At 46.4% G+C, this 13,032-nt stretch carries 13 protein-coding genes; 3 read left to right on the forward strand and 10 right to left on the reverse strand.

Translation table 11 applies throughout. The features are described from left to right. Positions 1-9 precede the first annotated feature (9 nt). Genes ACR1R9_RS20090 through cysT form a run of 3 tightly spaced genes read right to left on the reverse strand, consistent with a single transcriptional unit; the run spans position 10 to position 2,685 of the window. Positions 10-1,074, reverse strand: coding sequence for a sulfate/molybdate ABC transporter ATP-binding protein (locus ACR1R9_RS20090; RefSeq protein ID WP_076291736.1), 1,065 nt, complete (start codon positions 1,072-1,074; stop codon positions 10-12). A 1-nt stretch (position 1,075) separates the two neighbouring features. After that, the gene (locus ACR1R9_RS20095) at positions 1,076-1,873 is read right to left on the reverse strand and encodes a sulfate ABC transporter permease subunit (RefSeq protein ID WP_063564397.1); all 798 of its coding nucleotides are present in this window, start codon (positions 1,871-1,873) and stop codon (positions 1,076-1,078) included. Further along, a complete protein-coding gene (gene cysT / locus ACR1R9_RS20100) occupies positions 1,870-2,685 on the reverse strand; it encodes a sulfate ABC transporter permease subunit CysT (RefSeq protein ID WP_063564398.1) in 816 nt (271 codons plus the stop codon). Before cysT ends, ACR1R9_RS20095 begins: the two co-directional genes overlap by 4 nt. Positions 2,686-3,141: 456 nt before the next feature. On the opposite strand from cysT, the gene ACR1R9_RS20105 reads away from it, so the two are divergent. Continuing rightward, complete coding sequence (locus tag ACR1R9_RS20105) at positions 3,142-3,543, forward strand: secondary thiamine-phosphate synthase enzyme YjbQ (protein ID WP_433922886.1); 402 nt, start codon at positions 3,142-3,144, stop codon at positions 3,541-3,543. Positions 3,544-3,735: 192 nt separating this feature from the next. Here the strand turns inward: ACR1R9_RS20105 and ACR1R9_RS20110 are convergent, their stop codons facing one another. The 5 genes from ACR1R9_RS20110 to tkt form a co-directional block, all read right to left on the reverse strand. Continuing rightward, entirely contained in the window at positions 3,736-4,338 is a 603-nt protein-coding gene (locus ACR1R9_RS20110; RefSeq protein ID WP_063564400.1) for a TetR/AcrR family transcriptional regulator, read from the reverse strand. Between the two features lie 5 nt (positions 4,339-4,343). Continuing rightward, the gene (locus tag ACR1R9_RS20115) at positions 4,344-4,976 is read right to left on the reverse strand and encodes a YigZ family protein (protein WP_072734274.1); all 633 of its coding nucleotides are present in this window, start codon (positions 4,974-4,976) and stop codon (positions 4,344-4,346) included. A gap of 164 nt (positions 4,977-5,140) precedes the next feature. Beyond that, the gene (locus ACR1R9_RS20120) at positions 5,141-6,496 is read right to left on the reverse strand and encodes a glucose-6-phosphate isomerase (protein ID WP_076291734.1); all 1,356 of its coding nucleotides are present in this window, start codon (positions 6,494-6,496) and stop codon (positions 5,141-5,143) included. A 186-nt stretch (positions 6,497-6,682) separates the two neighbouring features. Further along, entirely contained in the window at positions 6,683-7,000 is a 318-nt protein-coding gene (locus tag ACR1R9_RS20125) for a pyrimidine/purine nucleoside phosphorylase (protein ID WP_053781719.1), read from the reverse strand. 140 nt (positions 7,001-7,140) lie between these two features. After that, on the reverse strand, positions 7,141-9,183 hold the full coding sequence (gene tkt, locus ACR1R9_RS20130) for a transketolase (protein WP_175383746.1): 2,043 nt from the start codon (positions 9,181-9,183) through the stop codon (positions 7,141-7,143). Positions 9,184-9,616: 433 nt separating this feature from the next. Here tkt and ACR1R9_RS20135 point away from each other — a divergent pair, with 433 nt between their 5' ends. Beyond that, positions 9,617-10,117, forward strand: coding sequence for a hypothetical protein (locus ACR1R9_RS20135; protein WP_433922885.1), 501 nt, complete (start codon positions 9,617-9,619; stop codon positions 10,115-10,117). 79 nt (positions 10,118-10,196) lie between these two features. Here the strand turns inward: ACR1R9_RS20135 and purU are convergent, their stop codons facing one another. Beyond that, positions 10,197-11,090 carry a formyltetrahydrofolate deformylase gene (purU, locus tag ACR1R9_RS20140; protein WP_063564406.1) on the reverse strand — a complete coding sequence of 298 codons (894 nt, stop codon included), beginning with the start codon at positions 11,088-11,090 and terminating at the stop codon, positions 10,197-10,199. A 22-nt stretch (positions 11,091-11,112) separates the two neighbouring features. Beyond that, complete coding sequence (locus ACR1R9_RS20145) at positions 11,113-12,240, reverse strand: deoxyribonuclease IV (protein WP_163756535.1); 1,128 nt, start codon at positions 12,238-12,240, stop codon at positions 11,113-11,115. A gap of 170 nt (positions 12,241-12,410) precedes the next feature. On the opposite strand from ACR1R9_RS20145, the gene ACR1R9_RS20150 reads away from it, so the two are divergent. Continuing rightward, positions 12,411-12,881: a DUF2621 domain-containing protein gene (locus tag ACR1R9_RS20150; protein WP_076291730.1), complete on the forward strand. Its 471-nt coding sequence runs from the start codon at positions 12,411-12,413 to the stop codon at positions 12,879-12,881. The last annotated feature ends 151 nt before the right edge of the window (positions 12,882-13,032 follow it).

The following is a 13,032-nucleotide window of genomic DNA, read 5'->3' on the forward strand; positions in this document are numbered from 1 at the left end:
GATCTTCGATTAGATGATGACCGGCATTGGATCTTCCTTCAATCGGTTCTCAACAACCCAGCTATGGGTATCATTGAACAGATATGCCCGATGCACGAGCACACGAATCTGTTGGCCGACTTGCAGCGTTGTTTTCTCCAGTGAACGATACGTAATGAGTTTATGGCCCTCAACTTCCACTTCCACCATCCATTCACTTCCACGGAAATGAAGGTGTTTGACGATACCTTTTTCAGTAGCGGATAGCATGCTAAACTCGTTCTTCAAACCGATCTCGATATACTCAGGCCGGATCAGTGCACGTGTGCGCTCTCCTTCCACCGCATGTTCGAAGCCCTTAAGCTGTGAAGCGTCTTCCACAACGGTAGATTCCCCTATAAATGTGGCAACAAAAGGCGTCTCTGGATTTTTGTAAATATCCCATGGCGTACCCTTCTGCTCTAAGCGCCCTTGGCTGATAATCATGATTTCGTCGGCAACTTCAATCGCTTCATCCTGGTCATGGGTTACAAAAATCGAAGTAATGCCTACCCGCTCAATCAGCTCTCTCAACCATGAACGCAATTCCTGACGGATTTTGGCATCAATGGCGGCGAACGGTTCATCCAGCAGCAGCAGCTGCGGCTCAGGGGCCAATGCTCTGGCAAAAGCGACACGCTGCCGCTGTCCACCAGACAATTGATGTGGATAACGCTGTTCGAAACCTTTCAGCCCTGTCAATTCAACCAGCTCCATGACCCGATCACGGATCTGGGCTTTGGGAGCCTTTTTGACCTTGAGTCCAAAGGCGATATTATCAAATACCGTCATATGTTTGAACAAAGCATAGTTCTGAAATACAAATCCGATTCCTCGCTCCTGCGGAGGCAGATGATTTACGACCTTTCCGTGAAAACGAATCTCTCCGGAACCCGGATTCTCGAGACCCGCCAGCATACGCAGAATGGATGTTTTCCCACCTCCGCTGGGTCCCAGCAAACCGATAAGATGGCCTTTGGCAATATCGAACGAGACATCTTTTACCGCATGAAAATCACCGAAATGTTTGTTCAGATCACGGACTTCCACATGCATCTCAATGCACTTCCTTTCGCTTCTTGGCCCATTCCATCATAAGCAGCAGCCCGACAGAAAAAGTAACCAGTACCAATGCCACACCATTTGCGGCAGCTACGTTAAAATTCTCTACATCCTGATATACAAGCGTTGTTGCCGTCTGCGTTTTGTTCATAATGTTACCCGATACAACCAGCACTGCACCGAATTCCCCAAGCGAGCGGGCAACCGTCAACACAAGACCGTACACAACCGCCCAGCGGATGGAAGGCCAGGTAACACTCCAGAACGTTCTCCAGCCGTATGCACCAAGCGTTGACGCAGCCTCTTCTTGCTGAGATCCAAGCTCCTGCAAGACAGGCATCACCTCTCGAACCATCAGTGGAAAAGTGACAAACAACGTTGCAATGACCATACCCGGGAAGGCATAGACCACATTAAATCCGATTCCTTCAAAAAAAGCGCCCATAATGCTGTTGGGACCCAGCAGTAGTACAATCATCAATCCACCAATGACTGGCGATACGGCATAGGGCAGATCCACAATGCTGTTCAGCAGCCCTTTCACCCGGTCACTCAGCCATCCGGCGCGAACAAGATAGATGGCCATCATAACGCCAAACAATGTATTTAACAGTGTGACGACAAGTACAACAAGTCCTGTCATCATCAAGGCATGCAGCGCCTCAGGACGCAACAGCCCATCCAGGAATCCTCCTGCCCCGTCTTCAAATGCACCAATAAAAATACGTCCAAGCGGGATGATCAGCAGTACAATGAACACCACAAACGTCAGTCCGATTAATAGTCGCCTCATCGTCTTCTCCCCCGCATCTGCACCAGATTAATGAGCCAGAGGATCAGGAAGGAGAGTGTTAAGAGCAGTACGGACACGGCCGCGGCACCGGTTGGATTGTCACTTTCGATCTCGCCGTAAATAAATACGGAAGCCGTCAATGTTCTTCCCGGAATATTGCCTGCCACCAGCACAACAGCCCCGAATTCGGCCAGTGCTCTGGAGAATGCGAGCATTCCCCCACTAATCATGCCCGGAGCCATGGAAGGAAGAATGACCTGCCTGAATGTGCGCGCCTTCGATGCTCCCATCGTGTAGGATGCCTCTTCCTCCGAGGGATCGATCTCCTCGAGCAAAGGCTGCACCGCACGGATGACAAAAGGAAACGTTACAAATGTCATCGCGATCACAATCGCCGGCTGGTGAAACACAATTTCAAACCCCATAGATTCCGCTAGTTTGCCTATGGCACTGATCGGACCCAGGAGAAGCATAATCATCAGGCCACCAACAGCTGTTGGAAGAGCAAAAGGAAGATCTACCAGACTGTTAAGGAACGACCTCCCAAAAAAGCGATAACGTGTCAGCACCCAGGCAATCATGGTTCCCAAAATGACGTTAATCACCGTAGCTATAACAGCCAGCCGGATCGTTAACAGCACAGCTTTCCAAGCAATTGGATCCATAATGCTTTGGATAAAGTTGCTCCATCCTTCAGAGAAGGAATTGACGTACACACCGATGATTGGAAGTACAATGAGTACGATAAAATATAACAATACGGTACTGCGGAATCCCCAAGTCCATCCCTTGTGACGAAGAACGGTATTCATTGCTGCATTCCCTCCCAGCCTCCGGTTCTATGTCCGGTCGGCAGTCTTCCTGCTTTCGTACAATCATTTTCCTAAGTTGGATTATATTACTTTAATATTATTCCCATTAGTCTACTTGGTTTTTGCTTATCTGATACTTTACCAGTTTGCAGTGCTAATCGTCAATGCTTTTATTGAATAAAATCGGCGTACTTATGAGATGGATTTTATAAAAATTACACTCGCCACTACGCGGTCAGAACAACCTTCCGATCGCTGTTATCCCCAGATTTCTTTGATTCCCTTTTCTAAAGGGAGAAATCCGTCGATAAAGGCGAACGCTTCGCTTCTTCAGGTTATTTCTGCCCTCTCCGTTATCGTGTAATTGTTATAACATCGTAATACGAGATTTGTTTGGTATGTTGTGGTTAAGGTACAATCTAGAGGACAAAATGTGGAGCAAAGGAGTGGAGTAATATGTTATATACGAAGAATTTATCGACATCCCGACGAGATGAGATGAAGGATATTACGCGGGAAGTAGAGCAGGTTGTCCGTGACAACGGTGTGCAGAATGGGACTGTATTGATTTATTGTCCACATACGACAGCAGGTATTGCAATTAATGAAAATGCAGACCCTGATGTCAAACATGATGTACTGCTTCGTCTGAACGAAGTGTATCCTTGGAAACATCCCGAATATCGGCATGCTGAAGGAAATACGGCTTCTCACTTGAAATCGATCACAACCGGACCATCACAAACAGTGATTATACATGAGGGCAGATTACTGCTTGGCAGATGGCAAGGCATCTATTTTTGTGAATTTGATGGTCCTCGTCAGCGGGAATATTTCCTTAAAATCATGGAAGGTTAGCTCCATTTCACCTCATTTCTAATGATTCGCCATCCATGGAAATAAAAAACAAACAGGCGGTCCACCCTCTTTTAGGGATGTAACCCGCCTGTCATGGTCTTCTTCGCGCCAAAACTTTCGCGAGACAACGTTATAAAGAATTAATGTTATGACAATTCACCGCCCTGAAGTGTGGAGTGCGACAAAAGCGCCTTATTGGACGCCAGGCTGGTGTTGGAGATTACGGCAGAGTACTTTGACATGAGATAACGCAGCCGATTCAATCTCTGCAAAGGTTAAACGGTCCTGAATATAATACGATATGAATCCGTGCATGGACAAAAACAGCGTACGTGGTACACATTGAATATCCTCTTCCGTACAGCCCTCTTCATTCATGTATTGCCGAATAATAGAGGCAAACAATTCAAAGCATCTTCCTTGCTCCGTACGACAATACGATAGCAATTCCTCATCCCGAATCATGAACATGATCTCGTACTGATACGGATTCTCCAAACCAAAACGAATAAACTCCATCATGATATGCTCCACCTTGCTCACGCCGCCCATGACTGGCCTGACCATGGCTTGCAGCAGCAAATGCCCCAGATGATTGAAATCTTCAACCACGATGGCATAAAACAGCTCTGCCTTTTCCTTAAAATGATAATACAGCGACCCATGACTATAGCCCAGATGCTGGCCGATGCTTCGCATCGAAATGGCACGGTATCCTTTGGTAATAAAAAGATGCCTCGCCGCCTCCAGTATCCGCTCCCTCGACAACTCCTGTTCGACTGCTCTTCTAGCCATATATTTTATTCCCCTTCAATAAAATAAAGCCGCTGTCCCTCCGTGATCCGGGATTGCCCTTGCGTCAAATCTGTGATCCAGGCCACAAATGCCTCGGTTTCACTATCCGGCGGAAGACAAGTCAACGTAACCTTATCGGTGAACCCAGTTTCACCTGTACGGACTTCCCGGCTCCTTAATTCATTTTCCACTTTGCCCAGCCATGTATAATCCAGTTCAACAAACACTTCACGATGGAGTACTTTGGTAATCGCTTCCCCGGCTTCTATGGCTGCAACTGCTCCATCCGTATAAGCACGAATTAACCCACCGGCTCCAAGCATAATTCCCCCAAAGTAACGTGTAACAACGATAGCCACATTTTTCAATTGCTGATTTTTGATGACTTCAAGAATCGGTTTTCCAGCGGTTCCGCTTGGTTCACCATCATCGGATTGCTTCTGGATCTCATCCCGCTCACCAATCATGTATGCGGAGCAGTTATGAGTAGCATTCCAATGTTTTTTCTTGATTTCATCAATAAAAGCGTTGGCTTCTTCTTCTGTCGTGACCGGCATAATGTGACCGATAAATCGCGACTTTTTGATTACAATTTCCAGATTGCCCGGTCCTCGAACCGTGCGATAACGTTCAATCATCCCTATCCAACTTTCCACCAATTTGATCCATTTTACAAGAAAGCAGTTCCCCGCGCGCACGCGGACGAACTGCCTTGGTTTAACATCCGGGAAACCATTGCTTCACAATGACTCCCCGAATGTAATTACATTACCTTATTTAACTATATGAGCAGACCGATGAATTATTCGGAAAGTCTCGCTTCAAGCGCTGCTTTCTCTTCTTCAAAGCCTGGTTTGCCCAGCAAAGCGAACATATTTTTCTTGTAAGCTTCCACGCCTGGTTGGTCAAATGGATTGACTCCCAGTAGGTAACCACTAATGCCGCATGCTTTTTCAAAGAAGTATACCAGATATCCGAAAGAATATGGAGACATATCTGGAATGTTCACAATCAAGTTTGGTACTTGACCATCTGTGTGTGCAAGCAGTGTTCCTTGGAACGCTTTTTTGTTAACAAAGTCCATCGTTTTACCTTCAAGGAAATTCAGACCATCCAGATCATCTGGATCCGCTTCGATCGAAATATGCTCCGATACTTCAGCAACCTGAATCACTGTTTCGAAGATGTTCCGGCTACCCTCTTGAATGAATTGACCCATGGAGTGCAAGTCAGTCGAGAAATCAACGGATGCAGGATAAATCCCTTTGTAGTCCTTACCTTCACTCTCTCCGTAAAGCTGTTTCCACCATTCGGATACAAAGTGCAAGGATGGCTCGTAGTTCACGAGGATTTCTGTTCCTTTACCTTTGCGATACAGTGCGTTACGAACAGCTGCATATTGATAAGCTTCGTTCTCAGCTACGTTCGGGTTGCTGTATTCTTTGGAAGCGTCAGCCGCACCTTGCATCATTTCTTCGATGCTGATGCCAGCTGCTGCTATTGGCAGCAAACCTACAGCCGTCAGAACGGAGTAGCGTCCACCTACATCATCCGGGATAATGAAGGATTCATAACCTTCTTCATTCGCCAGTTTTTTCAGTGCGCCGCGCTCTTTATCTGTTGTAGCATAGATACGTTTGCGAGCTTCTTCTTTACCGTATTTTTTCTCCAGTGCTGCACGGAAGATACGGAAAGCAATCGCTGGCTCCGTTGTTGTACCAGATTTGGAGATCACGTTAACGGAGAAGTCTTTGCCTTCAACCAGATCCAGCAAATGAGTAACATACGTGGAGCTAATGTTGTTTCCTGCAAAGTAGATTTCAGGCGTTTTGCGTTTGTCTTTAGGCAGATTGTTGTAGAATGAGTGCGTAAGCATCTCAATCGCTGCACGTGCACCAAGGTATGATCCACCAATACCGATAACGATCAGTACTTCAGAATCGCTTTGGATTTTAGCAGCCGCTTTTTGAATACGGGAGAACTCTTCTTTGTCATAAGCGGTAGGCAGGTCGATCCAGCCCAGATAATCCGATCCGGTTCCCGTTCCGTTGTGGAGCTGCTCGTGAGCCAAACGAATCGGTTCAGCGAAATAGTCCACTTCATGCTGATTGACGAATTGCAGGGCAGTGCTGTAGTCAAACTTCACTTTTTTTGCCATGATCTATAAAACCTCCTGATATCGGTAGCGTATTTTTTTCCGTTTTCCATTCTAAACAACTTAGCCTAAGGATACTTCAAATCCACAGGGCTGACAAGCTTGCAGCACGAACTTTGTCGTTAGAGTTTAAGAAGCAAAAAGGGTTAACCGAATCCGCGTGTCGCGGTTCTGGTTACCCTTCTTGTATTATTCCGCCGGGTACGAACAGCAGTAGTCGGTAACGCTGCGTATCTCCAGTTTAAATTTGGATTCGGCAGGCACGTGGAACGTAGCTTGACCTTGAATCTCTTGCCAATCTTCTTCTCCGGGAAGTAATACTCTCAGATCGCCGGACAGAATCTCCATAATTTCACGGGAATCTGTACCGAACTCATAACTGCCTGGAAGCATAATACCCAGAGTCACCTTGCTGCCATCCCCCAAAATAACTGTTCTGCTCGTTACCTGGCCCTCATAATAAATGTTGGCCTCTTTCACTACACTGACTTGATCAAACTGTGACATGCGTACCCGCTCCCCCTGAAGTTAATAAAAACAAAAGGCAAAACAGATCAGGGTGGTTGTCCACCCATTCTCTGCCGGAATTCAATTGCTGCCCGGCAGGACAGAAATTAACTGTCCCTCCTGCAGCATTTTTCAAGCAATTACAGCAATGCTTTTACGCGACTAACCACGTTTTCCACAGTGAAGCCATACTCTTGGATAACACGGTCGCCAGGCGCGGATGCACCAAATGTGTTGATTCCGAGAATGTCGCCTTGGTCGCCGACATATTTTTCCCAACCCATTGGGTGAGCCATTTCAATCGCCAGACGAGCTTTAACATCTGGAAGCAGGACGGATTCTTTGTACGCTTTGTCCTGTTTCTCGAATAGATCCCAGCTCGGCATGCTGATTACACGAACTTGGATGCCTTGTTCAGCAAGTGCTGCTTGGGCTTTGACAGCCAGTTGCACTTCGGAACCTGTAGCGATGATTTGGGCAACAGCTTTGCCTTCTTTTGCATCAGAGACAACATACGCACCACGTTTCACGTTTTCACGGGAACCTTCAACGGTACCGTCCAGAATCGGCAAGTTTTGACGAGTGAGTACGAGTGCAACCGGGTTGCTCTTGTTCTCAAGCGCATAAGCCCATGCTGCAGAAGTTTCATTACCGTCAGCCGGACGAATAACTGTCAGGTTAGGAATGATACGCAGGGATGCCAATTGCTCGATTGGTTCGTGAGTAGGACCGTCTTCACCAACAGCGATACTGTCGTGAGTCAGTACGTATGTTACAGGCAGACCCATCAAGGCAGCCAGACGAACAGCTGGACGCAAGTAGTCTGTAAATACGAAGAATGTACCTCCGAATACTTTCACACCACTGTGCAGTGCCATACCGTTCATTGCTCCAGCCATACCGAATTCACGGATACCGAAGTAGATGTTGCGACCGGAGTAATCTTCAGGTGAGAAGTTCTCCAGGTTGTTCAAGTGAGTCATTGTGGAGCTTTCCAGGTCAGCAGATCCACCTGTCAGTTGTGGCACGTTATGAGCCAAACCGTTCAGGGCATTACCGGATGCTACACGAGTGGATACAGCTTTGTCTGTTGCTGCATATTTAGGCAGATCGCGATCCCAACCTTCTGGAAGGTCGCCATTGATTGCCGTTTCGAATTGAGCTGCCAGCTCAGGGAATGCTTTTTTGTACTCAGCAAACTTCTCGTCCCATGCTTTGTTTGCAGAGATACCACGATCTTTCACTTGTGCAAAGTGTTCGCGAACTTCAGTTGGAACGTGGAAATCTTCCTCGTAAACCCATTTGTAAAACTCTTTAGTCAATTTGGCTTCGTCTGAACCCAGTGGAGATCCGTGAGTACCGCCGTGGCCGCCTTTACCTTGTTTGTTCGGGCTACCGTAACCAATTACAGTTTTAACTTCAATCAGTGTAGGACGAAGCGTATCTGCTTGACCTTCCTCAATTGCTTTTTGGATTGCAGGCAGATCGTTACCATCTTCAACACGCAGCACTTGCCAGCCGTAAGCTTCAAAACGCTTCGCAATGCTTTCAGAAGAAGACAGGTTCAATTTACCATCCAAAGTGATGTCATTGGAGTCGAACAACATGATCAATTTGCCCAGGTGCAAACGTCCAGCCAGGGAAGCTGATTCATGGGATACGCCTTCCATCAAGTCACCGTCACCACAGATTGCGTAAGTGTGGTGGTCGATTACGTTGAATTTGTCTTTATTATATGTTGCGCTCAGTTGAGCTTCAGCCATAGCCATACCTACAGCCATTGCAATACCTTGGCCCAGTGGCCCAGTTGTTGCGTCAACGCCTGCAGTATGTCCGAATTCCGGGTGACCCGGCGTTTTGCTTCCCCATTGGCGGAACTGTTTCAATTGTTCCATAGGCAGGTCATACCCGCTTAGGTGAAGCAAGCTGTACAGCAACATGGAGCCATGTCCTGCGGACAGAACAAAACGGTCCCGGTTAACCCAAGTTGGGTGGTCCGGGTTATGTGTCATCGTTTTTGCAAAAAGTTGGTACCCCATTGGAGCAGAGCCCATAGGCATTCCCGGGTGTCCGGAATTTGCCTTCTCGATTGCATCAATCGCCAGTGTACGTACGGTAGTGATCGACAGGTTGTCGATGGTGTTGTTCTCTTCCTTTTGAATCGCTTCGTTCTTGTCAGTCATGGTTTGTCCTCCTCATGTCTTTAGATAAGTCGGGTTGCGCAAGCGAATCCCTCTCATCATACAAGCAAACCGAATTTCACAATAAGTGAATCCGCTTGAGTGTTTCATTTTGACTTATTCACTTTTGTATTGTATCACTTGGCGTGAAGGTTTTCCATAACCTTCTTTTAGAAGATCGGGAAAATTCGGCTGTTTATGACGAGGAATTTGCTTCCAGTTGCGTAAAAAGAGTGTCCTACTGAGCATTTCAGCATATCTTCTAGCTCAGCCAGCATCGCAAATCCATCGGATGAAGTATAACCTTTAAGCGGAAAACCATACTCTTTTTAGATATCGAAGTTGATTTTGCATATAATGGTCCTTGATCATGATTGCAAAAATCGGACTTTTGTGCACATTAGGCTGTACTTCTTATGGAAAGGAGGATTCGCATATGCCGGAACATTTGGCTAAGTCACCAAATTCGCTAAAGCACATATTACCCTGGAAAGCCGGAATTTTAACAGGTCTTACGTCCGGACTGGTGCTCGGGTTCTTTTTAAAGGCTATTCAGACTTACACTGGTGAAAAAGTCTATACCTTGCTGCTGAACATTGATTTTGTTCCATGGCTTCCGCCTACACTACCTGAATACATCGAATTTGGGCTGCATCTTATCGTTTCCATAATCATTGGTATCTTCTACATATGGTGGATTCAGCGTGCAGGTCATCCGATAGCAAAGGGAGTCCTGATCGGCATTTTCTCTTCCCTGCTGTATATCCCGCTCTCCCAGCTGTCGAGCCGTGTGCCTGATCTATATGATATAAATGCGATACTTTACTGGCTGGCAGGGCATCTGTTATTTGGCGTGGTCGTTGGGGTATGCGGTCATCTGTGGAAGCATATCCAGAAGCAAGACCAAAAAGGCGATCCCCCGTTCAGACATGAATAGGGAATCGCCTTCTCTTTTTTCGGAATAGAACTGAACTATATCTTTCCGAATCAACCTTGCGCAGTATTAAAGCATTAGCTTAAAACACAACGGTTTTATTTTCATGAACCAGTACACGATCTTCAACATGCCATTTCACAGCACGAGCAAGAACTACACGCTCAATGGTACGTCCAATGCGTTTTAACTCAGTTACATCATCCCCATGGCTTACACGCTGAACGTCCTGCTCAATGATTGGTCCGCCATCCAGCTCTTCCGTAACATAGTGAGCCGTCGCACCGATAATTTTGACACCTCGGTTGTACGCTTGGGCATACGGTTTACCGCCAACAAAGGCAGGCAGAAACGAGTGATGAATGTTAATAATACGATTGCGGTAATGCTCAATGAACATCGGAGAAATGATCTGCATGTAGCGCGCAAGAATAATCACGTCGATATCATTACCGATGACGTCCAACTGACGTTGTTCCGCTTCCTTCTTCGTATCCGCTGTAACCGGAATATGATGATAAGGAATGCCAAATGATTCTACATAATCCTTCATATCCAGATGATTGCTCACAACAAGCGCGATGTCTGCATCCAGATCGCCAGCCTGCCATTGCCACAACAGCTCAACCAGACAGTGATCCTCCTTGGATACAAAGATAGCAAGTTTCTTCTTGCGGCTAACCGCAGAAAGACTCCAATCCATTTTGAAACGGTTTGCCACTTCTTCGAAATCAGCTTCCAGCTTAGGCAGGTTCAACGATAATTGTGGAAGATCGAACTCAATCCGCATAAAAAACATGCCGCCAGCCGGGTCCATTGTGTATTGGTCCGACTGTACAATGTTTGCACCATGCTGGTGCAAGAAATGGGATACTGCGGCAACAATTCCCGGTCCATCCGGACAGGAAATGAGCATCCGCGCCCGATCGGCGCGGTTTTTAACATCAGGACGTACTTGTTTAGCGTGAATCTCCATCGGGTTATTTTTCCTCCTTCAACTAGGCCGTGACAAAAATTTCTTTGCCTGCAAGCCAGGCGATCAAACGATGATTCAGTTGTTCTTCATTCAAATGCGGGAACAATGCGGCTTCAGCCACGAGGTCATACAGACGTTCCAACGGCTCACGTGGATCGGCTTTCTTCGCTTTGGCATCATTCTTGAGCAACGTCCAGATATCCAGAACATATGAACGGGACTCAATCTCTTTTCCTTTAAAGAAATGATGCAATTGTTCCACTTCTGTCAGGAACTCAGGACCAAATCGACCAGCAACATCCCCGCGAAGCAATGCAATCTCTGCTTCATACATAGGACGCTGAGTTTTGGCTTCTTTACCAATCCAAGGCGTTTCCAAAATAAACGGACGCCCTTGAAGAGCCTCGTGATGCACGATACGGTTAATCGCCTCAAAACCAATCCAGCCGGATCCAATCGGTGTATGACGGTCCTTGTGCGCACCCACAGGGTTCTTACTATCATTAATATGCATTACGGCAATGCGGTCAAGCCCTACCGTACGATCAAATTGTTCAAGAACACCGTCCAAGTCGTTCACGATATCATAACCCGCATCGTGAATGTGACATGTATCCATACACACAGTAAGGCGTTCATTGTGTGTGACCTTCTCCATGATCTGAGCAATTTCTTCAAAACTGCGGCCCATTTCAGTTCCTTTACCAGCCATCGTTTCCAGAGCGATATTCACATCCGTCTCCTTCACTCCGTCCAGCACTTCATTCAAGCCTTCAGCAATACGTCCGATGCCGTAGTGAGCATCCTTATCCGTAAATGCGCCGGGATGCAGCACGATATTTTTGACACCAATCGCATGTGTGCGACGAATCTCTTCCTGAAGGAAACTTACGGCTAGCTCATACGTGTTTTCTTTGTATGATCCTAGGTTAATAATGTATGGCGCATGGACAACGATATCTTCCATTCCGCCCTCTTGCATCGCAAGCTTGCCTTCCTCAATAAACATGGACTCAATAGGCTTGCGGCGGGTATTTTGCGGTGCACCCGTATATATCATAAACGAACTGGAACCGTACGAGGACGCTTCCTTCGTTGCACTCAATAATCCCTTGTCCGAAAAGGACACATGGGAGCCGATTTTAAGCATCATTAATCCCCCTTTTTCTGAATTATCCCTTATTCTAACGCGATTATCGAAATAAATCTAGAAATGCGCTATAATTCGGGATATAGGCTATTTTTTACAGCTGTAATTTGGAACATGGGTGGGCGGAATCCGTCTTTCCGTGAAAATCAATAAACCGAGGTGACTCCGCAATGATTTTCGGCTCCTACGCTTGGACGTTTACTAGTAGTTCCCCCAGCAATTGGTTTATGAACACGATCGCATTCTGGACCGTTCTTTTGCTTGGAAGTATGTGTGTTGGCGGATTTTTTATGATGCGCAAGTTTTTGAAAGTGCTTCCGAAGGCAGACGGGAAGTCCAAACTCGATTGGCAGAACCACTGGGTTGAAACCAGCCGTCATTTATGGACAGATGAAGCAAAAGCTTTTCTGGACCAACTTGTAGAACCTGTTCCCGGCCCATTTCGAGATATCGCCAAACATTCCATCGCAGCAGAAATCGGCAAAATTGCGTACGAAAATAATGCACCTGAAGTATCCAGAGATCATTGCATTAAAGGATACATTATAGCCACACCGAAGCGGGATAATAAGTTTCTGGTGAAATTTCTGGAGAAAAACCAAATTGACTATTCGCCTTATAAACATTTGATGAATAAATAGATCAATGAATTCAGCCGAACCGAACATTAACATGTACTAGGCTTACATATTCAAACATGCTCCGTCAGGTAAGTTATACCCAGCAAGGTAATGCTTACCGCCCGGGGCTGTTTGTCGATCCAATATTACATGTTAGCATAGTCAAAATAAC

It is taken from the genome of Paenibacillus taichungensis, assembly GCF_050994985.1.
Taxonomy (GTDB): Bacteria; Bacillota; Bacilli; order Paenibacillales; family Paenibacillaceae; genus Paenibacillus; species Paenibacillus taichungensis.